Consider the following 23,604-nt stretch of genomic DNA (forward strand, 5'->3'; position numbering starts at 1 on the left):
GCAGACAGGTCGCAGCCTGGCGTCTCCTCTGTGAAGGCGAAGTAAGCAGCGGCGGCGCTCAGGTGCGGACTGTACCTTATTTCATCTTCTGTTTTTCCCACTCTCATGCGCCCACATCTCTCCTTTCCCAACGAGTGTCCTTGATCGGACCACTTGATTGGTGCTTGCTGACCCTGTATGTGCTCGATCAGCAGGCACGAGTCAAGCGGCCTTGTAGCGCGTTGTTCGTAGATGATGAGCACTCGTAAGTACGACTTGTTGTATCAATGTAAAGGTCTAAAAGGAGCGTGGTTCGCGCGGAGGATTGTTCCTTGTCGTGCGACGCTTGTCGGTCATTGTTCCACCGTAGTGCGGCGTTGTAGCGCAGCTCGTAGAAAAGAACCCCATCATGCGCAAACATGACGGGGCACGCTTAATAGCGGCATTCGCACCCTTACAAAAGACGAATGCCTGATAGGAGTATACCACGAGTATGGACGCTGAACAATTCATCGAGTACCTTGAAACGCTTTCTGATGATGAGGTGCGCGACAATTTCCCTGATCTCTTGCAGACGGCGCTGGCGATTGAGGCCAGTGAGCAGCAGCAACCGGCTGAGGAGCAGAACAATGATTGTTAATCCTCTCTCCTCGACCGTCATTCCCCCTGTTGCCGCGCCTGATCTGCGTTGTGCCTGGTGTTGGTACGTTGCTCATCCAGGCAAAGCCTATCCCGCGGCGCAATCATCCTCGGCCTGCCGCGCGCATGCGCAATGGCTCCGGCAGCAGCGCACCAAGCAGCGCAAAGGAGGGGCTCATCATGTGTGCTAAACTACCCCGTCGCCGGTTTACACAGCAGGAACTTCTCGCGCTGACGATGCTACGCGCTCAACAGGACGCCAGGCGAATCGGGCAGGAAAACCGGCAACGGCTGGAGGAGCTGGGTATCACTCCGACTCCGGAGCTGCTGCACCAAATGACGCTTAAGCGTCTGCCTCATTGCATCTTTGCTTTTCTCATTGACATACTTCCGCTGCTTGTGGAGGGGGCTCCTGGTGAGAGCGATCAGGCCTCTGGCGCAAGCGAGTGACATCTATGACGTGTTAGTGGGGCTCAAGGTTGGCGATGTTGTACCGCCTCAGGTCTACATTTGCGACTATGAGGATGGTCGCATTCCCGCGTGGCAGGTGCTTCACATTGTCGAGCATGAGGGGTGCAGACGGCTCACGCTGATCGACCCAGAGAGCGCCCATATCACTCTCTGGGAGCGCTCGTATGTCGCTCTGGATGTCGTTGCCTTCCCGACAAAGGTGCTGGCAACCTCCCTCTACATCTCCACAGGCGAACCAGAGCCCCGCTATACCAACATGCTCGGCGATATTCGGCAACGTGGTCGTCAGATCAACGATCTTTGGGAGTTTTCTGATGCACAAGAAGATATGCTTCCAGGTCACCTCGACGGGCAACCTGAAACTGATTGAACAGGATTATATCCCTCATCCTGTAACCATTACCAAGCACTTTACTCCACTCCAGGCCTGGGAACTGCTGCAACTGCTCTATCAGCATCGCGAACAGATCGCGCAGGCAGTGTTCCTTCAGCGACAGCAGAAAGCGAGTCACGAATGACAACACCAACCCACACGCTAACACCATCGGAGAAAAAGAAACGGAGACTATCCATGCCCATTGGTGATTGTCTTCACCTCCAAACGGAGTATCACCCCCGCAACCTATGGATCGGAGCCACCTACAAACGGGTGAGGAATGAACTGCATTTCTGGATCGGGTTTTTTCCCTGCTTCTCCATCCACATTGTCTATAGTCGGAAGCTGTATCGGTGCCCTGAGTGCGGCGCCCTCTCCTTTTTTGCGGATGATATGCGTTACAGCATTCCAAATGTCTACAATCCCTTCTGGCGGGAAATCGAGGCAGAGCTTCTTGATTTTATGCAACATGAGGGCAACATTCCCCTCATCCAAAAACGCATCTGTCCTCACGGGCATTCCCTCTACATCTGTGAGGATGGTCAGGTTGTGTCCTCTCAGGAGTATGAGATGTATGCCGCCGCCTGGGAAGAGCATTCCTTTCCGTTCTAAAAGGAGATTCCCTGATGAGCATTGAGCAGAAGATTGAACAAACCATTTGTTTTCTTCAGCAACTACATGGAAAGCCATATAGGGAGCGCGTCGCATGCAGTATGGGGGCCATTGCGGGGTTGTTCACCCTCTTGGGATGTGATTCTGCTCTCCCAGATGCGCAACAGCGAGCATTCCGGCAATTGAATCAAGCCTGGCATGCGGCGCTGTTTGTGCCAGAGAGCGAAGCACAGGTGGCCGACAAAGAAGAAGAGGAGATGTCCCCAGTCTGGGAACTGCTCCGCCTGCTCTATCAGCATCATGAACAGATCGCACGGACAGCGTTTCTTCAGCACCAGCAGAAAGCGAGTCACGAATGATCACCTTTTTCCCTCCTCAGCGCACCAGTATCCATATCCTGAGCTGGTGCGAACAATGCGCCATATACGCAGACGAGACCCATGCCTGGCTCAGACATGATGGCCAGGTTCCCTTTGTTAAGACGACGATCTGGGTTCCAGATCCAGAAGGGTGGGAAGTGCTCCACGGACGCGAATACTACGGTTCAGGTCTGGGCTACTGGCGCGCTGAGCAACCGTGGAAGCCCTGGCGCAACGGCTTCGTCTATCGGGAAGCACCACACTATATCATCACCCACCTGGCCAGCGGTTCTCGCATGCCCTTCACCTGTTATACCGAGAAGCATGCACGGGCCATGATCGCGGAAATGGCGAAGCTTGTCGACTGGAACCGGTCACTGATTGATCTCACCTCTGATCCAGCGTGGAAGCAGATCATCACCCAGTGTGCTGCCATCTATCGCCAAGTTGTTGAAAAAGAAGAAGGAGCTCCCCATGCGTGTGCGCGTTAGTGCTGCAGCTATGCAGCAGGTATGCCGGCAACTCACTGCCTGCCATGCCTCAACGATCCGCCTGGACGCCAGAGAACAGCTTCTGCTGACCGCGGACCTCTCCTCGACGATGATCACGGTCATGCTTCCTGCGGCAGTTGAAGAGATCGGAACCCATACCCTTTCACTCCGCGCGCTGCGCCAACTGCTCCAGCAGGGATCCGGCCCTGAGCTGACCCTTTCCCTTGCACCGCGCGATGAGGTGACCTTCCTCCCTGTTGCGCCACTGCACAGCTCAGAACCTGAGCTCCTCTCACTGCCGGTCTCCTCGCTGCATGTACTCATGCGGAGCGTCGTTCCCTTCGTGTGCCGTGATTTTTGCCTGTATCGGCTCTGTCATGTCGTCTTGCAAGCAGCGACAGAAAACAGCCTCTGGGCTGTGGGCTCTGATGGCTTTTGCGCGGTGCGTCGACGCGTTCAGGGGACACTGTCTCAACAAGACCCAACAAAGCATCTGCTGCTCCAGGTGCCCTTCGTTCGTGCGCTCAGCCGCTTTTCATCCTGCATCATGCCCGATGCAGTCTGTCTGTATGAGCGTGAAACGTGTGCCGTGGTAGATCTTCCTCTCTCCTATGGAAGACTCCTGCTTCGAGCCCATTTTTCCTGGGAGCAGTATCCTGACATCGAGGCGCGGATACCAACCGGTCCGTTCGGTCTTGTCGACCGCAAAGCCTTGCTGTATGCAGTGCAAGCCCTTCAGGCGCTTCATGATAGCCCTCTGCTTCTTGAGGTTGAGGGCTCGACCCAGAACCTCCGTCTCTACCTGATGACAGACACGAGCCCTGCTGCGGAAATGCGGTTGCCTGTTGAGGGAGCCTCGATACCTGCCGATTGGGATGAGGGGGCGCTGCTCAACCCTTGGTACCTTGTCAGAATGCTGCGGGCCTTCCCTGACACACAGCTTTCCCTCCACTTGAGCCATCCAGAGAAGCCCTTTGCTTTGCGAGATGAGACAGGCGATTGCACCTGCTTGCTGATGCCGATGGGACTTATGTCAGGGCACCTGGACACGATCAGGCGAACTATCAGGCTTGAGCGGGAGAAGCTCGCGGCTTTAGCTCCGTCTGTTGGCATACTGAATTGAAGGGAGAACAACCATGTACCGTGGCTCTGCCATGCACCTCGAATATCGTCCTCGTCATCTGTGGATCGGGGCTCCCTATGAGTGGCGCGTTCCCGGAGAACTCCATTGAGGGAAGTGCTCGGACCTCCCTGCACATGTGCAGGAGCACTTTCACCAGCTCCACGAGGCCTAGCTGACCCTGGTCCCTGAGAAAAACCAGGAACCACATCCTGAGTACCCCTTTCAAGACGTGATTGTGTTCCGGAGACTCGGTCGCGTGCCGAGTCTCCCCCCCACAAGGAGAAAATCCCTATGCCGACACTTGATCGTGACACGGTGCATCGCTATGCCGGGCTCTACTGCACCTTTACCTGGCAAGACCGCGGAGGGGACTCCGCATATGTGACTGCTACGACGATTGTAGGGACGCTCCCCGAGAAGGTGAATGGCGCTCCGGTCTACGCCGTGCAGGTAGACGGCATTGCACACAGTTGCTTCGGCTATGCCTACCCGATGAAAGAGACTGTAAAGGTCTACCTGCAAGAGAATGGCGAACCCGAAACGGATGATGCAACACAGGAAGAGGTGGCCCTTGCTATCCAGCACGAGCGCGAGAAAGCCTGTCAGGAATATACCTCTCTCATGCTCCTGGTGCAGGCCGGTGCGTACGTGGAAGACCCGGAAGACGGTACCTACTGGTATGAAGAATGCAACCTGAGTGCAGCCATTCAGTGTCTGGATCAATGGGCGCTGGCGCAAGGTCTCCACTTCGCGCCAACACCCGACGGCAACGGCTATCAGCTTGAACCTGCAACACAGGAAGAGCTTGACGCCTATGCGCAGGCGGTAGCCGAAGAGGATGAGGAAGACGAGGAGGCGTAAGCCGCATGGAGATCATCCCTTACAGTAACCCTTCGGCTGAAGAGGCCCTTCCTCTTCAGCTACCGCCTGCACGAGAGGGCGCCATTTTGGGCGTGTACATTCTGCTTCGCACCAGCGACTACCAGTTCATCCTTCACAAGATAATTGGCTGGTTTGCCGAACGCGAAGAGGTGGTCCTGATCGATCACGGGACCACAGACAAGCTCGGTCTTGGTTACATCATCCTGGAATGGCTGGAGGGCGAGATTGATTCGCTCTTCCTCGCCATCCTCCGCGATGAAGAACTTGTCGCGGACTATAACACCTATCTGCGCGATTAGAAAGGAGTCTCTGTCATGTCTTCAAACCGCATGCGTCAGGCGATCCTGGGCGGGAGTTTCCAGCCGTCCTCTCTTGCAAGTACAGCCACGTGGCCGCCCATTGTATACATATTGCTTGGCACGGTTCTTCTGGGCATCTGGGCCCTGGGCACATCCGTCCAGGTTCTCACGTCCGAGGCCTGGCTGCTTGGGCAAGAGATGAGTCAGATCAACTTCAATGCTTTTGGACAACTCTGGATGGCCGTGCGCGGCGAACTGGCCGGCGAGATGTATGTCCCCTTCCTTTTTGGATGGGGGGTCCAGCTCGCGCTGATCGTGGCGAGCATTGGCGTCGAATTACCACCGCATCCAAAATGGCGCTATTACCTCTCCTGGGGGACGGTCATCACGCTCATCGTGGTGAACGCCTGCGGTGATTACTTTGCTTCCAGCAGGTACGGGTTTTGGGGGCAATGTGGCTTTACTGCCGTTGTGTTTTTTGTGACCTTCTGTGTCCTGATGTTCGCCATTGTCTGCTTTAAGCAGGCGTTCAGCCGTATGTAATCGTCGGTCCGTTTTTGCCCGCCTCTGTTGAGGGGTGGGCAAGCGCGGGACGAGGATTTGCTAGCCATACACAAGGAGACCCGATATGAAACGCGAGAAGCACCGCTTACACGAGCTCCAGGAGATGGCCTACCTGGACTACCTTCAGACCCCGGAATGGCAGGCCACTCGTCGTGCAGCGTTGCGCTTGCACCCTGCATGTGAGCTCTGCCAGGGAACCAAGCAATTGGAGGTCTATCATACCAGTCTTGCGCACCAGGGGTGTGAGCAGGAAGAAGATGTGATGGTGCTCTGCAAGACATGTGCAGCGAAAGAGCTTGGCATGCAGCCCACAGAGCAGGAGACGGCCGCACTTCCTGCGCCAGCCTCAACAGCGCAAGGGGTCCAGTTCACACTTGGACAGAAAGCAGCCGTCTTTGCCCCTGCCGCAGCGATCGGGCTGGCCATCCCGGCTCTGCTACACGCGCCACTCCCCGCAGAAATACTTGGTCTGGTTGGGGCCTGGGCGCTTGCGGCGAAATCGCCCGAGATCTACGCGGCGTTGCGAAACCAGCTCCCACCAACGATGGCCGCAGACCTGGAGAAACTCCGAGAGCGCAAAGAGCGCAGACTTGCCGCAGGCGAATACACGGTCATGGACCGGCTCTTAGGAAGACATTTACAGCCTGCTCAGCAGCTCGACGCGCAGGGAGTACAGGAAAGCGAAGAAGAGGAGGACGCAGAGCGCTCGGAAGAAGCGTCTCTCACACCAGTCTTTCCGCCCTATCCGGATGATGAAACGCTGCGTTTAGGCCAGGCGATTGACAGGGAAACCCTGCGCGAGCTGGTCAACACCTATGCCCAGAACCGCAAACAGTACGCCACCACGGAGGTGGTCGGGCGTCGCTTCGATCCGCACATTGATGCGCTCTTTGGCGCGGGTATGACCGTTGCCGCGGTGCAGGGAAGCGGCAAATCCATCCTGTGTGGACTCGTGATTGAGCAGGCGGGAAAGTGTGGTAGCCCTGCCATTGTCCTGGATCACAAGGGAGAGTACGCGACGCTAGGCGAGTTACCCTTTCTCCATGTGCTGCTTGCTGGTGGTCCCGAGGCACAGCGTCAGGCAGAGCAGCTCAGACTGCCGTTCTTCGCCTTGACTCCTGCGACGGTGAGCGCCTTTGTTCAGAAGGTCATGCAAGAGCGACTGCAAGCCGTGGTCTTGTTGCCATCCTATGGAGATGGGTGGCTGGATCGGGCGCAGATCGTCGCGGCGGTGGGTCAGGGCTTAATGCGCTATGCACAACGCCAGCGAGCTCAGAGTCAGGAGATCATCCCGTGCCTGGTGCTCCTGGATGAGGCGCAACTGTATATTCCGGAGAAGGTAGGGCTGCTCCCTCCCGAGGCGCGACAGAATACCGAGATATTGCAGGCACTCTCAAATGCCTTCTTCGCGCTGGTAAGCAATGGGCGTTCCAATGGCTACACCATGTGCTTCGCGACGCAGAGCCTCACGTACATCGCGAAATGGGCAATCAAGAGCTGTCAAATTCGGATCTTCATGCGGCATGCGGAGCACAACGACCTGAACATGTGTGAGGAAATTCTTGGAGGCAAGGGAGTTGCTACCCGCGAGGATATGGAAAGTCTTCCGCCAGGCGTTGGGGTGGTGTTCGGGTTCACCCAGCGTCCGATGCTGGTCAAGTTTGACAAGCGTCAAAGTCGCGACCTCTCTGAGACACCGGGGATTCGCCGGTTACGTCGGGCCGCGCAGACGGCTCCATCTCCGCATACAGGGGCCGCGCAGCAGCCTGACCTGAGCACGGTGATGGCCTGGTACACCACCGGCAAGATCGATGAGGCAACCATGCTCACCTTACTGAAAGCGCTGGCGCAAACGGAAACGCCATCAGCCGGAAATGGGAAACGCCTGGAAACAGCACGGCAAGACGAGGGAGCACTTCCGGGAAACACAGAAAAGATGCTGTTTCCCGTTTCCCGGGCGGAAACGGAACGCGTTTCCATTGGGGGAAACGCGGGAAACGCTTCGGGAAACGCGCTGGAAACAGCTTCACAGGCGGCTTCGGGGAGGGTGATCACGAACCTGTTTCCCGTTTCCAATACGGAAGCGGAAACGCCGGTCACACGCACAGAACTGGATCAGTTAGGGGTCTCGGCGGAAACGCTGGACAATATTCAACGCATGAAGGAAAAACACTATACGGACCGGGAAATCTCGGAGATTGTCGGCCTGCGAGGGCGAAAGTATGAGGTTTATAAAAAAGTCCTGCTTTATCTGGAGCAGGAGCGGAAACGAGCATAGAAGGGAGAAAAGAACATGCAACGGTCTATGCCAAAGCAAGAAGCAGACCTTGAGAACGCTGCTCCACAACAGCAGGAGAACAAGAAGCAGCGGAAGGGCATTGACTGGGACGTCCTGCGCTACCACGTGGGGCGCTCCACCTATATCACCCTTGCCTGGGATTGGTTTGTTGGCCTGGCAACAAAGGCGGCGGAGCCTGTCCTGTTCGTATCTGTGCTCTACTTTGGCGCGAAAATGTTGCCGGGAATGCCCAAGACGCTGATTCCCTGGGACTCGATCGTGTTTATCGCACAGCAGATTGCGCTGGACATTGGAGGAATGGGGCTCATCAAACTGGCGCAACAAGCACGTGAAGAGCGCAACCGGAAGGGTGGCACCTTAGCGATGGTCGTGGGTATTGCACTTCTCCTACTGATGATGACGAGTCTTGTTGTCTCCTCGATCTCGCAACTCTTCAAGCTGGACAACCTCGTGTACATGACCATTGAGACCATCTTGCTGATTGCACGGGCAGTGCTGGCGGTCCTCTACGGGGTGGTCATTCATAGTCTCAAAGGCGAAGACCAGGGGGCCACGAAAGTCATTTCGGTGCGAAAAGTACAGAGTCATTTAGACACCTGGCAAGAGCAGCTCACGCTTTTAGACACCCGGATCACCCAAAAAATAGACAGCCTGATGGGACACGTGGCAACTCAAATAGACACCCTGAATAGACAGGTTGCTGCACGCTTAGACACCCTGTCTACTCAGGAAGAGATGCAGCTTTTAGACACCCAGATTACGCGGAAAGTAGACACCCTCGCCACCGGTACGGCCACCCAAATAGACACCTTGAGTAGACAGGTTACGACGCTGGGTGAGGCGTTCGCAAATCTCTCCAGTCTGCTGTCTACGGTCGAAGATCGCATGCAGACAATTGGTGCGCGCATCACGCTTGTAGAGCAGTCCCAGGAGCAGCAGTTACAGCAAATTGCAGTCCGTGTAGAGGCAGGACTTGAAGCGATGCAGGGGGCCTTACTCAAGCAGGTACAGAGTCTTCAGCTACCTGCGGCGGGGAACACAAACCGCAAAAATAGACACCCGCACGCTGCAAAAATAGACACCTCCAGCGACCACCTTTTAGACACCCAGGAGAAAAAAAGCAACACACGGGAGAGTGAAATAGACACCCCAAAAATAGACACCCCAAAGCACGAAATAGACACCCCAAAAATAGACAGCTCAAAGATCATTCACCTGTCTAATGGTTCTGGTGGGTCCGTCAAACAGACAGAGGTGATGGACTTCATCACTGCCTATCTCGACACCCAACGGCGTGAGCCAACCTTGTCCGAAATCATCAATCAGACCGGCTGCTCGAAACAGACAGCAGTCAATGCACGACAGGCTGTCCGCGAAATGCGGCGCTCCGAAGAGGAGCAGCAAGAGCAGTCAGTGAACCTCTAGCAGAGAGCCCGATCCGTGGAAGCGGGGGCCCTGGTGCGATCCCGGGCCGGGCAGTTTCGATATTGGCCCTGTAGTGCGTTCTGCAACCCCGAAGAAAGAAGGGTGTATGTATCAAACAGTACTGCTTGTCTCCTTGCTGGTCCTGCTGTTGGCTCTGATTTTGTCAGGGTTGTCACGCAAACCAGCACGGCACGGCCCCCGCTCCGATTGTGGAGCGCCCCACATCATGTATGTGGAACGTCCTTCCAGACTTCCGTCAGTGCTTGCCTTCGCCTGCTTTCTTGCAGGCTTTTTTTATTGGCAAGCATTCCAGCTCTGGCCCTGGTACGTTGGCATTGCCACTGCCATTGTGCTCCTTGCCTGGCTTGGGCTTCGAGCATAGCTCACACCGGCATATCCCTTATTGTTCTCACCACCTTCCTGACAGCGGCCTGCTTGTCCAGGCTTCTGTCAGGGCCACAGAAAGGAATGACCTATGAATCAAGGAGGAAAGCACCACACCAACCTCGCTCAGCAGCCAGCGACACCGCGTTCCAAACAGCACCGGTCAACCTCGCGGCCCCGGCTTTCCTGGAAAGCATTGTATTATGACCTCTATCGTCAAACGCATGGAGAACTGGCAGCAGACCAAGAGATTGAGGCAGATGCGCGCGAGCGGGCCGCTCTTCTGGCTCATACCTCATCAAGCCGTCCACCCCTATGATCTTGTCACAAAGGAGACGTTATGAGCTTTTCCATTTTCCCCCTCACATCAGCGAACATGGCACCAATTGCCCAATCTCTCCATACACCACATATCGTCTCCCTCAGTGGGGGTCTGGCTTCGGCGGTTGCCGCTGAACGTGTGATACAGAGATATGGCCGTGAACAGGTTGCGCTCTGGTTTGCCGATACACGGTATGAGGACGAAGACCTCTACCGTTTTTTACATGATCTCATGGCTCGCTGGCAGGGCGCCCTGTACTGGTACACTGACGGACGTACTCCATTAGACGTTGCAGAGCAGAAAAAGTTAATCCCCTGCAATATGGCAGCTCCATGCAGCTATGAGCTCAAGGTCCGGCCGTTTCGGCAGTTTATTGCTGCTATGCCGTGTCTACCGATGGTCCATATTGGCTTAGATCGGCACGAAAACCGGCGCCTGGCGAGCGTCAAGGCTTCCTATGCAAAAGCAATGCCTGACGTCCAGGTAGAATACCCCCTGCTCTGGGAGCCATACGAACAGCGGCCACTTATGGATGTGTGCCTTCAGGATTGGCACATCACACCCCCACGATTATACAGCTTGGGCTTTAAACACAACAATTGTGGAGGGCGCTGTGTACGCCAAGGCTACAGCGAGTGGCTCCGACTCCTGAGATATTTCCCGGCGAGATTTGACGCTTGCCAGGAGTGGGAAGAAGAGCAACGAGCAAAGGGAGGTCCCCGAGCACACCGGAGCTTCTGCGCGATGGTGCGTCAAGGACAAAAACAAGCCTATCCGCTTCGGGAGATCCGCACGCGGCTGGAAGGGGCATTGTGGTGAGCATGGAGCTGAGCTATTGAAGCCGTTTCGTCGGTCGGGTGGGCCAGCACGCCTGTCATTTGTCGAGCCGCAACAAAATCCTTGTGAGGATGGAGGTGCGGTAGTGTGAACCACGAGCGGCGTGGAACTACTTTTAGAGATGCGATAAAGGAGAAAGTGCAATGGATCAAGAAGACTTGACGCAAGAAGAATTGCAGGAGATTGAGAACTTTAACCAGATGAAAGCGGATCAAACGTTTCTTCGGATAGTTGCGCTTCGCCAGGTAGCAAATGTGCTGAGATGGATGAAAGAGGGCATCTATGAGGTACTCGAGGCCAACGAGCTTGGCTTCTACACACCCGATGAACACGAGCTCTACGAAGCGCACAAGGAGTTCATCAATGCAATGATCAATGAAGTGATGGTCATCAGTGACGAACTGGATCAACAAGCTGACCAGCTTGAACAACAGCGCAAAACACCCCCAGCAGATCATTCAGAGCAGAACATCTGAACTGTTCCAGGAGAAGACACCAATATGGATCAAGCAGAGGAAATACAACGTTTCAAGCAGATGAAGGACAATCCAACGCTGCTACGGATCGCGGCGCTTCGCCAGGCAGCAGAAACGCTGAGGCAGGAAGAGAGAGCCATCTATGCAGCATGGGAAGCCGACGAACTGAGTGTCTATGCCTCTAACAAAGACGCACTCTATGAAGCACATAAGGGGTTCATTAATGCAATGGTTGATGCAATGATGGCCGTTAGCAACGAGCTCGACCAACAGGCCGACTTCCTTGAACAGCAGCTCAGAGTCGGTGAAACCGAGCATACAGAGCCGCCTTCCTGAACTGCTTTGCACAAACCAGGAGCCTGGCGAGCACATTGTTCTTCATCTGGGCCATGTTATTGCTGTGCTCTGGTAGAAACCGGTTTATGAGTGTGATCCCATAAACCGGCATGTCCCTTATTGTCCTGGACAGAGTCTACCTCGCCCGTAGGCTCTGTCGTTCAAATGGAGTTCTCAGTTGTATGGTAGCACAAAATACATCAGCATCCAATAACCCTAAACAACAATGGGGCTTTTATGCGGTTATTCCACGTATCATTCGGCTTCGATACAAGCATCTGCCCTTTGCGGCATTGTGGCTCTATCAATGTCTCAAAGACCTTTGTGGCGATCAGGGCACTTGCTTTCGCACGTTGCGAACGCTCTCCCAGGAAACCAATATCTCTACAGGCACGTTGTCCACTATGATCCGTCGCTTGCATGACGAAGGCCTGATTCATGCAACCAAGAAACGGCGTGGCAGTGCAGGCCGAGAACTTTGGCACCTTTCAATTGTGGACATTTGGGCAGCGAATGCCGAAGCCTGTCAGCAGGAACAGCAAGCAAAGGAGAGTATTTCACCCGAGATTGTTCAAAATTTGAACGAAGTCCCGCAAGATTGTTCAAAATTTGAACGAAGTCCCGAGATTGTTCAAAATTTGAACGATACCCCCCCGGATTGTTCAAAATTTGAACGAGATTGTTCAAAATTTGATGTCAGAAGAAAGAACAATGAAGAAAGAACAGTAATGAAGAAAGAGAGTGTTGCTGGAAACCTGGAGAATGCATCAGGTGATCAGGAACACACACACGGTTTTTCTTCTGGTGCCGAGAACTCCCCTGCCGTCAACCAGGAACAACAGCAGCAGCAAGTCTATCAGGCTATTGTTACTCGCCGTGGGTACGAACTAACCAGCAAGCAGGAGCAGCAGCGAGAACGCGCCTGTGTTGTTCAGCTCCTCAAGCAGTGGACGCCCGAAGAGATTGACCAGCTTCACGCCTACCTCTTCGAGAAGCATAAATACTGGTCCGATCCAGAACGGCGCTACGCGATTGGTGCGGCCGTAATCCTCAAGTTCGGGCCGGAAGTGGCGCAAGTGCTTCGGGCTTCCAAACCGCCGCGCCAACAGACAGCCAAACAAAACCCGGCAGCATTTTTGACGCCAACCATGATCCGTAATCGTGAGCTGGCGGCACGCTTTCAAAACAAGCAACGGAAGGAGCAGTAGCTTATGCCGAAAGAACGTCTCCTTCCCTTCAACCTGGACGCAGAACGCGGCGTTCTGGGAAGTATTCTCATTGATCCTGATGTGCTTCCCGAGGTGGTGACGCTGCTCAAACCGGACGATTTCTATCGTGATGCTCACCGGCTCATTTATGCCGCCATCTTGCGGCTGAATGCGCAACACATCCAGGCGGACTATCTAACGGTGAGCCATGAGCTGAGCCGCATGCAGCAATTGGACGCCGCCGAGGGTCAGAGCTATCTTGTGAGCCTGGTCAATGAGGTACCCACCTCGGGCAATGTCCGCTACTATGCACAGATTGTGGCTTCGACGGCCGTGCAGCGTCGCCTGATCCATGCGGCCGCAGACATTGCCGCGCTGGCCTATAGCGATCTGGATGCGCAGAAAGCGCTGGAGCAAGCCGAAGAGCGCCTGTTTCAGATCCGCTCGGCCTCCGCTTCTCGCTCTAACGGCTTTATCGACTTGCCAGATGTGATGACGGACTACATGACAAGGCTCCACGAACTCGCAGAGCGGCGCGGACAGACTCCCCTGACCGGAATCCCTTCAGGCCTGCGCGACCTGGATTTTCTGCTTGGCGGTTTTCAGCGCGCTGATCTGATCATTGTGGGTGGGCGTCCGAGTATGGGGAAGACCGCTTTTGCGCTTACCTGCGCCTACCGAGCTGCTTTGTGCAATTATCGGGTTGCGATGTTCAGCCTGGAAATGCCCCGTACCCAACTCGCGCAACGTTGGATGGCGATGACGGCAAAGGTTGATATGGCCCGCCTGCGATCTGGCTGGATTGAGGATGAAGAGTGGGATCGCATCTATGCGGCCGGGGTCCAGTTATCCCGTATGCCGATCTCCATCAATGATACCGCCGCGCAACCTCTCGTTTCCATGCGAGCTGATCTACGCCGTCTGGTCCAGACCCACGGGGGTGTAGACCTGGTGGTTGTCGATTATGTGGGGCTGATCGATCCAGATACCGAGACGGCTCAGGACAATGAGGTGCGCCAGCTCACCGCCATTTCCCGCGGGCTCAAGCATCTGGCACGGGAATTTGATGTGCCGGTGCTGGCACTGGCTCAGCTCAACCGTCAGGTAGAAACGCGCCAGAACAAACGACCTCAGCTCTCTGATCTGCGCGGTTCTGGCAGTCTGGAACAAGACGCAGATGTTGTGCTTTTCTTGTACCGAGATGCCTACTACCGAGAGCGGGAAGAGCGCGAACAGCAGCAGGCAGACCCGGAGTCTTCCACCGGGACAGACGATATTGCGGAGGTCATTTGTGCCAAACAGCGCAATGGACCCACGGGTGAAATCGCCTTGTGCTTCCAGAAGACACAAGGTGTGTTCTATGACCTGGACCACGCCATTTCAGGGACACATGGTTCAGAAAGGTAGACCTGTTGAGGAGAGAACAGGAAGTGCATTCTACGGCCCCAAAATCGCCAAAATAAGCCCCGTTTTTGGGGAAGAAGTAAATTTAACAATCTCTGGCAAAAGGGCAAAATTTAGGGCATTTTGACGGGATGACAGTCGTTTGAGTACTCATCGAACTGCAAGTAGTGAAAAAGGGACACTGATGTTTCAAACTCATGATGATCCCCCGGCCCCAGTTGCTCTTCTTGGTTTCCCGTCTCCAACAGGCCAGCAAAACTCTCTCTAGTTCGTAAAGGAGTGTTCACATGAAACATAACAGGCGTAAAAAACAAAACCAGATTAAATGTAGTTTCTGTGGGAAGGTAGCCGTATTCTGGGTTGCTTCGAGGCAGTGGCCGGAGCAGTGTGTAGCCTGCATGCAATGCGGGCTACACCTGGGCTTGACCCAGGACGTGCTACTCAGGCGCATTGAAAAGTAACAAGGATAAGATTTCAAATGAACACGTAGGTTCATTCTACAGCCCCAAAATGGCAAAAATGAGCCCTGTTTTGTAGAAGAAGGCTCCAATTTTCTACTTCTCCAGACCTATAGCATCCATTTTGGGGCTGTTTGAGCCTGTAGTTTGTGAAAGAGAGAAGAAGATGTCGAGAAAAGGTAATAAAATGGTAACAGAACCGTGGCTTTTAAGCGTTGCCGCGGTTGCAGAAAAAATCGGTGTTTGCAAGCAAACAGTTTATAATTGGATTTATCGGGAGGGACTGCCAACGATTGTTATTGGAGGGCGGCGCTTTGTTGATCCCGATTCTCTCCGAAAATGGATAAAAGGGCGTGAACAGCAACTTGTGTAAGGAGGTGGCCTGTGTCGGAGCCGAAACGGAAGAGAAGAGGGCACAAGGAAGGATCAGTGTATTACGATAAAGATCGCGATCGATGGATAGTAGCTATATCGCATGCGCCTGGCCGGCGAAAGAAATACTCTTTTAAGACCAGGTCAGAAGCGATCAAGAAAAAGAATGAACTCTTGCGTGAACTGGAAATGGGAATGCTTGCGACAGGCCCTCAGCGAAAACTTGGTGAGTACATAGAGGATTGGATTGACAATGTCCATAAAGATAAGCTACGGGTAAGCTCCTATGTGAAGTATAAGAAGCTTATCAAGTATATCGTGAAAGAGCTTGGACATGTTTCCATTCAGAAACTTTCTCCTGAGCAAGTACAGCGATTTTATGCGAAGATGAGCAGAGAAGGGCTGTCTTCAAAGACTGTCCATTCTATTCATGGGGTGCTCCATTTGGCTCTAGAAAATGCTGTGCGATGGGGATATGTTGCCAGAAATGTTTGTGATCTGGTATCTCCGCCACGCATTGTGAGTCGTGAAGCCGTCACCTTGACACTTGAGCAAGCGCATGCTCTTTTTGAGAAGGCGAAAGAATACCGGCTAGAAGTGCTGCTCGTTATGGCCGTGGTTACAGGGATGAGAAGAGGCGAGTTGCTTGGATTACGCTGGGCAGATATTGATTTTGCCAACAGCATACTGTCTGTCCGCAGGACTGTAGATTATATTGCCCATTATGGGTATGTTGAAACAGAGCCAAAAACAAAGGCGAGCCGAAGACAGATCGCCTTACCCTCGTTTCTGCTGCGCATGCTCCAGGAGCATAGAGTCAAGCAGTTAGAGCAGCGGTTAAAGCAAGGCGATAAGTGGAAAGACCAAGACCTGGTGTTTCCTAACTTGCAGGGAGGATACTACAGTTCCAGATACTTGCTCAAAGTTTTTCAAAAGATTTTGCAGGATGCTAAATTGCCTCACATGCACTTCCATGATTTGCGTCACAGTGCAGCTACATTGTTGCTGAGTATGGGGGTGAACATGAAGGTAATCCAGGCCCTTTTAGGGCATAGCAACGTATCGATCACGCTTGGCTTATATTCTCACTTACTTCCTTCGATGCAGATAGAGGTGACAGAGAAATGGGATACTATTTTCAGGGGAGAAGGCCGAGAGGATGACGGCGAAGAGATAGACGGAACTGGTGGCGCAAAAAAGCGGTGAAAATCATTGTTTTGAATAGCTTTTGCTCTCAGTTTTGCTCCCATTGAAGATATGCTGCGAAAATAAAAGGACCGGAAGCCGCTTCTGACGAGGCTTCCGGTCCTTTTATTCTTGGTGGAGATGGGGGAGAGTTGAACTCCCCGTCCAAACGAACCTATCAAAGAATGTACTACAGGCTTAGTCGGCGTTTTTCATTACGCAGAGAACTCCCACCGACGGGATCTCTCTACGCTGGCCTCCTTGGTCTTTGATAACAGCTAGAAGGCGATCGCTGTTATCGCATCCTGCGTTTGTGACGCCTGACACTGACCCCACAGGAAAAAGTCAGGCAGACGACGCTTGCTGGTGTTTAGGCAGCTAGAGCGTAAGAAGGTGTTGCTTGTTTGGCAACTATTTTTTTGCCGGTTGTTTAACGAGAGTGCGTACCGGCACCTCGGCCTGCAATCCTTCAATCTGTTCGTCTGTCGAAACCCGACATCCCCAGATTGAAGCAATACCCGAGAAAGAAGCATACTTTCTCACAGGTAAATAAAGTATACCATATAACTTGACAAATAGCAAGGGGTGAGCGCTTTTGAATGCATCTTTACTCGGCGTTTTTCTGCATAAATCGTTCCAGATTGACAATGAAGCGCTCATGGATGCCTTCGCCGATTTTTTGCTGTTCGTCGTAGGCTTCCACCCGAAATACCAATCTCCTGCCATCAATTTCACTGAGTGTAGCAACTGCTCGAACCTGTTGTCCGATCGGAGTTGAGGCAAGATGTCGTACCTGAACCAGCGTTCCCACTGTGACATAGCCTTCGTCGAGTGCCTCTGCGACCGCTCTCCATGACGCATTTTCCATCAGAGCGATCATCATCGGCGTCGCAAAGACAGCCACTCCTCCAGCTCCTACAGCCTCTGCGGTGTTCTCATACACCACCGTTGTTGTTGCCTCGCCCCTCAATCCAGGAACTACTGTCATTGAGCATCCTTTCTGCTTATCACTCTCTCTTCTTTTAAAACAAGAGGATTTTTCTATCTATTCCCGGAGGTATCTGGCACTGTTCTGACTATATGGATTCTGTTTCTTTGTCATTTCTAGTGATACTGCTCTTTATAACATTGGAAAGCGCATATGTATTCCCGTGAGATGAGGGGAGAAACAATGCTGTTCTCACACTCATCTCTGATGTTTGTTCAGGCATTGCCGAAAATGAGCGCTGCCAGAAAGACCAGAATACCGCCACCAACAACCTGCACGATCGATAGGGCCCACTTGGTTTTGAAGTAGCGATGGCGGATTGCGGCGATCAGAAACAGCTCGAATGCCACAACGATGTAGGCTGTAATCAGTGCAAGGTGCAGGTTCGTGATCAGGAATGGAAGCGTATGCAGTGCTCCGCCAAAGAATGTCATCAGGCCTGTAATCGCACCTCTGACAACCGGACTACCTCTACCTGTTAACACCCCGTCATCCGATAGTGCCTCAGAAAAAGCCATGCTGATACCAGCACCCGTCGCAGCAGCCATGCCAACAAGGAAGGCAGTAAAGGGTTTATGGGTTGCAAACGCGGTCGCAAAGATCGGGGCCAGTGTCGATACGGAACCATCCATAAGCCCCGCCAGTCCAGGCTGGACTACACGGAGCAAAAAACGATGTGATGAGTCGTCATTTCTGATGATCGCATGGAAAATTTCAGCAATTTCTTCTTTTACGCTCTGTGTTTGCTGTTGATCTGCTGTGGACGGAAGAGTATTTGTATTCCCGTCTTGTGCCATGTGACCGTACTCCTTCTCGCTAAATGAACATGCCATTTGGATAAAAACACTATATATAGAATGAGAGCGTACCGGGCAATGAGCAGGGTCGCGCTATCAACTATCTGCTGACACAATCAGGACTTTGAGGTGCGCTCGCAGTTCGGACAAATACCATACAGCCTGACTTCATGCGACGTAAGCTGTAACCCGGCCGCTTTCGCCGCTGCTTGCAGGGCTTCTTCGGGAAGCGTTACATCAATGGGTATATCAATGAGCGCTCCACATTTCGTGCAGATTGCATGATCGTGTCGTGATGTTCGAGCATCATAGCGACAGCCATCGTCATTGCGTCCCAATTCTTTAATGTAACCACGCTCCGCCAGGTGATGCAGGATGCGGTATACACTAGCAAGCCCGATTTTCGGACGTGTCTGCTTCACCGTTTCATAGACGTCCAGCGCTGTGGGATGTTCCGCTGCCTGAACGGCTTCCAGGACAGCCTGCGCGTTTGTGTTCAATTTCTCTCGCATCTATATCACTCCGTATTAGGGAACCCTAATAATGAGAATTATTATCATTTTTATCTCTCTCATAATATGCTTTTTCTGGGAAGAAGTCAAGTTAACAGTGGGCGCTGATCATGTTTCCGTGCTGGTACTGCGGGACATATGCGTCCTGGTAAAATCGGGGGATGGAGCAGTCTTCGCCTGAAAACAGGCTATAATCTATCACTAAAGGGAGGTGAGTGAGGTTCGCTAATCTTGATACACTGACAGAAAGGTGAGAAAAGCTTTATGGCTTCACGTGTTCAATGTGTCGCTCATCGTGGAGGGGCTGATCTGGCTCCTGAAAATACTGTAGCGGCGTTTCGCAAGGCCCTGACGTTCGCGGCTGATGCCGTTGAAGTAGATGTTCAGGTCAGTCGAGATGGTCAGCTTGTGATCTTTCATGATAATACAGTGGATCGTTTAACTGATGCAACTGGCAACATCCTTGATCTGGATTTTGCTTTTCTGCGATCTCTGAATGTTGCTGCTCATTTTCCAGGCTGGCCAACAGCCGAGCAGATGCCGACCCTACGCGAGGTCCTCGATGTGATAAAGGGGCGTGCGGAAATCTATGTTGAGTTGAAAACAAGTAAACGAGATGGCATATTGGGGCGGTATCCTCATATTATGGAACTGGTCCTTGCTGATCTCTATACCACAGATATGCTTAAGGAGACGCTGATTATCTCTTTTGATTGGCAGATGTTGGCCGAAATCAAGCGCCTTGAGCCTGCGATTGCGACCGGTATGCTCACATCCGACAATACCTGGAAGCTTGCAACCGAACAGGACCTGACCGCCTTGCTGGCGAAAGTAGAGACTTTGAAGTGTGGCTGGCTTGATATGGAGTACAAGCAATTGAAGCCAGAAATAGTGCCGGTTCTTCATGCTCAGGGTGTTAAACTGGGAATCTGGGATGCAAACACCGAGGATGAGATTCGTTCTTGTATTGAGGCAGGTGTTGATTCTATCACAACTGATCGTCCTGATCTGGTTGCCCTTTGTCTGCAACATACTGCTGAAATGTAGAGGGACATCTGGCGACAGGGAAGATCAGCTATATGTGGATCTTCCTGTCTCTGCTGGCCTGTTTCCTACGCGTAAAAAGGTAAAGGTACCATATCGTTGAGGGCTTATTATACCCCTATGTTATAATGGGTCCCGGTTAGAAATGATAGAGTGAAGTCTGTTCATTTTTCTCGGCCATATGTGGAGAATATAAATTATGCAACAAACTGAAGCACCTGCAAAAACAACAAAAACAGAGGCACTTCCACTCTCTTCATCTGAGCAAGATATTGCTATAACTGTTGTTGTGCCTGTAATGAATGAGTTGCGCAATGTGCGCCCGCTATTTGAGAAATTATCAGCTCAATTTCATCAACTTGGAAGCAGCTATGAGGTTATCTTTGTGGACGACGGCAGCACCGATGGCACTTTTGATGAGCTGAAGAAGCTGCGCGATGAAAATCCCGGGATCGTGCGTGTTATTCGCTTCCGCCGGAACTTCGGCAAGACGCCTGCGCTGGTTGCCGGCTTTAGCCGTAGCCGGGGCAAAGTCGTCTTTACGATGGATGGTGACTTGCAGGATGATCCAGAAGAGATCCCTCGTTATCTGGAGAAGATCGAAGAGGGCTATGATCTGGTCACGGGCTGGAAGTTTCCTCGTCTGGACCCGATATCGAAGACCTTCCCTTCACGTATCTTCAACTGGATGGTCAGCACTATGACCGGTGTGCATCTGCATGATATCAATAATGGCTTTAAGGCGTATCGTCGTGAACTGATCGATGATCCACACTTGAAGCTGTATGGCGAATTTCATCGTTTTGTGCCGGTTATGGCGCATTGGCGTGGCTTTAAAGTCGCTGAGATCAAAGTGAAGCACCATCCGCGCAAGTATGGTGTCTCAAAGTTCGGTGCTCGCCGTTTTGCTCGTGGTCTAATCGATCTGCTGAATGTGCTCTTCCTGACGTCATTCTTGCGGACACCGTTGCGCCTCTTTGGTCCGTTGGGCTTCTTTACGCTCTTTATTGGCATTCTGATTGACCTGTTCGTTGTTATACGAAAGCTTTTCTTCAGCCAGCCAATTCACGATCAGCCATTGCTGTTTGTTGGTATTCTGTTGATGATTTTCGGTGTCCAGTTTATTTTGACAGGCTTGCAGAGTGAAATGATCAGGCACTATGCATTCCAGCCAGGGGAAGAATACAGTATCAAAGAAGAGCTTGACTGAGGCAGCCTGTAGAGAGCGCTTACGAGCGCCTGGTAGGGCTTCTGTATGGTGCATACAATATTCTCCGGAGGGGAGTGCCTGAAAACAGGAAGCGCTTTTCAGGTGATCCCCAGCCCTTCTTTTTTGTTCTCGAACGGTATGCACGATGCGAGAAGAGCCACCTATTTGTGATGTTCATGACAAGAGAAAGAGAAGAAAGGCTGGAATGCTATTTCTATGCACCCGGGTAGAAAGAGGGAGGAGCCGTGAAAAGCACCATCTGGCGGAAACGGCTCTCCAGTATACGTAATCGACTCTATCTGTATCCTCCACCTGAGCCATTTCCACGTACGCGGCTCTATTGGGTTGCATTGGGCCTGGTGACGCTTGCCGTTCTCCTTTTTTCAGGCTATTTTATTGTCTACATGCTAGCCCGGCATAATAACCTTCTGACCAATGCCGAAGATATGGGCATTATGGATCAGGCTATCTGGAACCTGGTCAATCACGGGCAGTTGCATCAGACGATCTGTAATATTGTTGGTGATACCAACTGTTATACTCCTGACGGGATTAACCGGTTTGCGATTCATTTTGAGCCGATTCTGTACCCGATATCGCTGCTCTATTTTCTCTGGCCTGACCCCAGAACGCTGATTATCTTTCAGACAGTCGTTGTCGCACTGGGTGCGTATCCCGCGTTCTGGCTGGCTCGTTTGCGATTGCGGAATGATATCGCTGCTGTTGCGATTGCCTGGCTCTATTTGTTGTATCCCTCTTTGCAGCAGGCAATTACCTTTGATTTTCATGCGGTTACCCTCACAGCATCGCTGTTGATGTTTACGCTGTATTTCATGTATACCCGGCGTACGGCGCTGATGTTCCTTTTTGCGCTGCTTTCTATGGGCTGTAAAGAGGAAGTTCCCTTGCTGGTGGCGCTGCTTGGTCTCTGGACGGCAATATTTCAGCGACGCTGGAAAAGCGGCCTAACGATGACGGTGATTGCTGCTGCGTGGTTTGTCATTGGTTTCAAGGTCATTATCCCTGCATTCAGCCCGTCGAGTAAGCCATTGCTGATTGGTCGCTACGCGTGGCTGGGCAATGGGCCGGTAGAGATTGTGCGTAACATTGTCACTCAGCCGAAGTGGTTTATTCAGAATGCCTTCTTTGAGCATTCACGGCTGATGTATTTGCGCCTGTTGTTCCTTTCTGCTGCCTTTCTGCCGTTGTTGGCTCCGTGGGTGCTCGTTCTGGCAGCGCCAGCGCTGGCGATCAACCTGCTATCGTCCAATCCCTCCATGCATAGCGGCCTGTTCCAGTACAATGCGGAGATTATCCCCGTGCTGATCTTTGCCAGTATTGAGGGCCTGGTGCTGATATTGTGGGTGACAAGACAGGGTCTGTCTCGTTATAGTAACTGGATACGCAGCAGACCACAGACTTCGGGTGGACCTCGCTTCTGGTCAATGCAGACCATGAGCCGTTTTTTCAGTACAGGCATCCTGACGGCACTGCTCTGTGCGATGTTGTTAAGCTCATTGCGCTTTGATCTGACTTTTCATGGTCAGTTGCCTTTCTCAAATGACTTTGTCTGGCCCAAAGGAAATGAGCGAATGGCGCTTGCCCAGAAGTTTATTCAAATGATACCGCCCGATGTATCAGTATCTGCACAGACAAAAATGGTTCCTCGTTTGAGTCATCGGGAGAGAATCTATATGTTCCCGTATGCGACCGAGAAGGCGGATTATGTTTTGCTGGATTTGCGAGGTGATCAGTATCCCTTCCTGACGCGAGGTGAATTTATTCAAGCTGTGCAGAAGCTGCTGGTCAGTGGCGAGTTTGGCATTAAACAATCAGAAAATGGCTTCCTGCTCTTGCAGCGTGGGCTTCCTGCACCTGAAGTGATGGGGCCTCCGAAAGAAACGGGGCTGGCAAATGATCCGACGGCGCGTTTGCCATTGTTGCCTGAGAATGTCTGTTCTGATCTCTATACGAACCCACAGGATGTGCCCAATCCGATGAATGTCACGTTTAGTGGGCTTGGAGGATCAATCACGCTGACAGGATATTCTCTTTCGCTTCAGGACAAGAGTAAGAGACCGCAGCCGGGTCACTATAACCCGGTGGATACATATGTGAGCTTGACGACCTATTGGCGCGTCGATCAACCAATCACAAAGCCGCTGGCTGCGGCCTATACGATCAAGGCCGCAGATGGAAAAGAGTATATTGCGGGTATCGATGGCGGTATTATGTATCTGTGTCAGCAGCGAGGGAAGAATGAGCACATCGTTGTCTGGCATACAGATACATTCCGGTTGCAGGATGGTCCACAAATTCCAAATGGGCTAGCACAATTGTCTGTGTCCCTTTTACCTTTAGACCAGTCTTCTAGTAAAATAAAGGATGTACCAACGCGGTTGTTGGTAAACGCAGGAAAAACGCCGAATGCAGTTGTAGTGAAGCAGGAGACACGCGAAGTACAACTGATGACGTTGGACTTTCGGAGATAGCATGAGAAGAGTCGTACAGCTACCACTGCGGCTGGCACGATACGATGATAAAGGGGCCTC

30 protein-coding genes and 1 other RNA gene are annotated in these 23,604 nt (G+C 52.5%); 27 read left to right on the forward strand and 4 right to left on the reverse strand.

What is annotated here, in order from left to right; all coding sequences use genetic code 11:
• The 24 genes from EI42_RS32875 to EI42_RS28280 form a co-directional block, all read left to right on the forward strand.
• The coding region (locus tag EI42_RS32875) for a hypothetical protein (RefSeq protein WP_170142975.1) at positions 1-248 on the forward strand (248 nt) is incomplete at its 5' end.
• Positions 249-472: 224 nt separating this feature from the next.
• Complete coding sequence (locus tag EI42_RS32880) at positions 473-619, forward strand: hypothetical protein (protein ID WP_170142976.1); 147 nt, start codon at positions 473-475, stop codon at positions 617-619.
• Positions 609-809, forward strand: a complete 201-nt coding sequence (locus EI42_RS28170) for a hypothetical protein (protein ID WP_111325975.1) — start codon at positions 609-611, stop codon at positions 807-809. The genes EI42_RS32880 and EI42_RS28170 overlap by 11 nt, the downstream gene beginning before the upstream one ends.
• Complete coding sequence (locus EI42_RS28175) at positions 799-1,068, forward strand: hypothetical protein (protein ID WP_111325976.1); 270 nt, start codon at positions 799-801, stop codon at positions 1,066-1,068. The genes EI42_RS28170 and EI42_RS28175 overlap by 11 nt, the downstream gene beginning before the upstream one ends.
• Positions 1,034-1,459: a hypothetical protein gene (locus tag EI42_RS28180; RefSeq protein WP_111325977.1), complete on the forward strand. Its 426-nt coding sequence runs from the start codon at positions 1,034-1,036 to the stop codon at positions 1,457-1,459. Before EI42_RS28175 ends, EI42_RS28180 begins: the two co-directional genes overlap by 35 nt.
• On the forward strand, positions 1,404-1,607 hold the full coding sequence (locus EI42_RS28185) for a hypothetical protein (protein ID WP_111325978.1): 204 nt from the start codon (positions 1,404-1,406) through the stop codon (positions 1,605-1,607). The genes EI42_RS28180 and EI42_RS28185 overlap by 56 nt, the downstream gene beginning before the upstream one ends.
• Entirely contained in the window at positions 1,604-2,077 is a 474-nt protein-coding gene (locus EI42_RS28190) for a hypothetical protein (protein ID WP_137686223.1), read from the forward strand. Before EI42_RS28185 ends, EI42_RS28190 begins: the two co-directional genes overlap by 4 nt.
• Positions 2,078-2,091: 14 nt before the next feature.
• Positions 2,092-2,436, forward strand: a complete 345-nt coding sequence (locus EI42_RS28195; protein ID WP_111325980.1) for a hypothetical protein — start codon at positions 2,092-2,094, stop codon at positions 2,434-2,436.
• On the forward strand, positions 2,433-2,927 hold the full coding sequence (locus EI42_RS28200; protein ID WP_111325981.1) for a hypothetical protein: 495 nt from the start codon (positions 2,433-2,435) through the stop codon (positions 2,925-2,927). The genes EI42_RS28195 and EI42_RS28200 overlap by 4 nt, the downstream gene beginning before the upstream one ends.
• A complete protein-coding gene (locus tag EI42_RS28205; protein WP_111325982.1) occupies positions 2,911-4,050 on the forward strand; it encodes a hypothetical protein in 1,140 nt (379 codons plus the stop codon). Before EI42_RS28200 ends, EI42_RS28205 begins: the two co-directional genes overlap by 17 nt.
• A 291-nt stretch (positions 4,051-4,341) precedes the next feature.
• The gene (locus EI42_RS28210; protein ID WP_111325983.1) at positions 4,342-4,911 is read left to right on the forward strand and encodes a hypothetical protein; all 570 of its coding nucleotides are present in this window, start codon (positions 4,342-4,344) and stop codon (positions 4,909-4,911) included.
• Between the two features lie 5 nt (positions 4,912-4,916).
• Positions 4,917-5,231 carry a hypothetical protein gene (locus EI42_RS28215; RefSeq protein WP_111325984.1) on the forward strand — a complete coding sequence of 105 codons (315 nt, stop codon included), beginning with the start codon at positions 4,917-4,919 and terminating at the stop codon, positions 5,229-5,231.
• A 15-nt stretch (positions 5,232-5,246) separates the two neighbouring features.
• The gene (locus tag EI42_RS28220; protein ID WP_111325985.1) at positions 5,247-5,774 is read left to right on the forward strand and encodes a hypothetical protein; all 528 of its coding nucleotides are present in this window, start codon (positions 5,247-5,249) and stop codon (positions 5,772-5,774) included.
• 85 nt (positions 5,775-5,859) lie between these two features.
• Entirely contained in the window at positions 5,860-8,073 is a 2,214-nt protein-coding gene (locus tag EI42_RS28225; protein WP_111325986.1) for an ATP-binding protein, read from the forward strand.
• 15 nt (positions 8,074-8,088) lie between these two features.
• Positions 8,089-9,519: a hypothetical protein gene (locus tag EI42_RS28235; RefSeq protein ID WP_170142977.1), complete on the forward strand. Its 1,431-nt coding sequence runs from the start codon at positions 8,089-8,091 to the stop codon at positions 9,517-9,519.
• A gap of 106 nt (positions 9,520-9,625) precedes the next feature.
• Positions 9,626-9,901: a hypothetical protein gene (locus tag EI42_RS28240; protein ID WP_111325989.1), complete on the forward strand. Its 276-nt coding sequence runs from the start codon at positions 9,626-9,628 to the stop codon at positions 9,899-9,901.
• A 93-nt stretch (positions 9,902-9,994) separates the two neighbouring features.
• Positions 9,995-10,222, forward strand: a complete 228-nt coding sequence (locus EI42_RS28245; protein ID WP_111325990.1) for a hypothetical protein — start codon at positions 9,995-9,997, stop codon at positions 10,220-10,222.
• 21 nt (positions 10,223-10,243) lie between these two features.
• Positions 10,244-11,044 carry a hypothetical protein gene (locus EI42_RS28250; RefSeq protein WP_111325991.1) on the forward strand — a complete coding sequence of 267 codons (801 nt, stop codon included), beginning with the start codon at positions 10,244-10,246 and terminating at the stop codon, positions 11,042-11,044.
• 161 nt (positions 11,045-11,205) lie between these two features.
• Positions 11,206-11,538, forward strand: coding sequence for a hypothetical protein (locus EI42_RS28255; protein ID WP_111325992.1), 333 nt, complete (start codon positions 11,206-11,208; stop codon positions 11,536-11,538).
• A gap of 24 nt (positions 11,539-11,562) precedes the next feature.
• Complete coding sequence (locus EI42_RS28260; protein WP_111325993.1) at positions 11,563-11,874, forward strand: hypothetical protein; 312 nt, start codon at positions 11,563-11,565, stop codon at positions 11,872-11,874.
• 182 nt (positions 11,875-12,056) lie between these two features.
• Complete coding sequence (locus EI42_RS28265; RefSeq protein WP_111325994.1) at positions 12,057-13,082, forward strand: helix-turn-helix domain-containing protein; 1,026 nt, start codon at positions 12,057-12,059, stop codon at positions 13,080-13,082.
• 3 nt (positions 13,083-13,085) lie between these two features.
• Entirely contained in the window at positions 13,086-14,489 is a 1,404-nt protein-coding gene (dnaB, locus tag EI42_RS28270) for a replicative DNA helicase (RefSeq protein ID WP_111325995.1), read from the forward strand.
• Positions 14,490-15,131: 642 nt separating this feature from the next.
• Positions 15,132-15,317: a helix-turn-helix domain-containing protein gene (locus tag EI42_RS28275; protein ID WP_111326024.1), complete on the forward strand. Its 186-nt coding sequence runs from the start codon at positions 15,132-15,134 to the stop codon at positions 15,315-15,317.
• Between the two features lie 56 nt (positions 15,318-15,373).
• On the forward strand, positions 15,374-16,522 hold the full coding sequence (locus tag EI42_RS28280; protein ID WP_137686224.1) for a site-specific integrase: 1,149 nt from the start codon (positions 15,374-15,376) through the stop codon (positions 16,520-16,522).
• Positions 16,523-16,634: 112 nt separating this feature from the next.
• Here the strand turns inward: EI42_RS28280 and ssrA are convergent.
• The 4 genes from ssrA to EI42_RS28300 all read right to left on the reverse strand — a co-directional run bounded on the left by ssrA (position 16,635) and on the right by EI42_RS28300 (position 18,798).
• Positions 16,635-17,004, reverse strand: a transfer-messenger RNA (tmRNA) gene (gene ssrA, locus EI42_RS28285).
• 104 nt (positions 17,005-17,108) lie between these two features.
• Entirely contained in the window at positions 17,109-17,489 is a 381-nt protein-coding gene (locus tag EI42_RS28290; protein ID WP_111325997.1) for a thioesterase family protein, read from the reverse strand.
• 215 nt (positions 17,490-17,704) lie between these two features.
• A complete protein-coding gene (locus tag EI42_RS28295) occupies positions 17,705-18,286 on the reverse strand; it encodes a VIT1/CCC1 transporter family protein (protein ID WP_111325998.1) in 582 nt (193 codons plus the stop codon).
• Between the two features lie 116 nt (positions 18,287-18,402).
• Positions 18,403-18,798: a Fur family transcriptional regulator gene (locus tag EI42_RS28300; RefSeq protein ID WP_111325999.1), complete on the reverse strand. Its 396-nt coding sequence runs from the start codon at positions 18,796-18,798 to the stop codon at positions 18,403-18,405.
• Between the two features lie 264 nt (positions 18,799-19,062).
• Between EI42_RS28300 and EI42_RS28305 the strand changes: the two genes are divergently transcribed.
• From EI42_RS28305 to EI42_RS28315, 3 genes are all read left to right on the forward strand, one after another.
• Positions 19,063-19,845 (forward strand): glycerophosphodiester phosphodiesterase, encoded by a 783-nt coding sequence (locus EI42_RS28305; RefSeq protein ID WP_111326000.1) that lies wholly within the window; start codon positions 19,063-19,065, stop codon positions 19,843-19,845.
• A gap of 196 nt (positions 19,846-20,041) precedes the next feature.
• Positions 20,042-21,052, forward strand: a complete 1,011-nt coding sequence (locus EI42_RS28310) for a glycosyltransferase family 2 protein (RefSeq protein WP_111326001.1) — start codon at positions 20,042-20,044, stop codon at positions 21,050-21,052.
• A gap of 245 nt (positions 21,053-21,297) precedes the next feature.
• Complete coding sequence (locus EI42_RS28315; RefSeq protein WP_111326002.1) at positions 21,298-23,544, forward strand: DUF2079 domain-containing protein; 2,247 nt, start codon at positions 21,298-21,300, stop codon at positions 23,542-23,544.
• The last annotated feature ends 60 nt before the right edge of the window (positions 23,545-23,604 follow it).

This window comes from Thermosporothrix hazakensis (assembly GCF_003253565.1).
In the GTDB taxonomy this organism is placed as follows: domain Bacteria; phylum Chloroflexota; class Ktedonobacteria; order Ktedonobacterales; family Ktedonobacteraceae; genus Thermosporothrix; species Thermosporothrix hazakensis.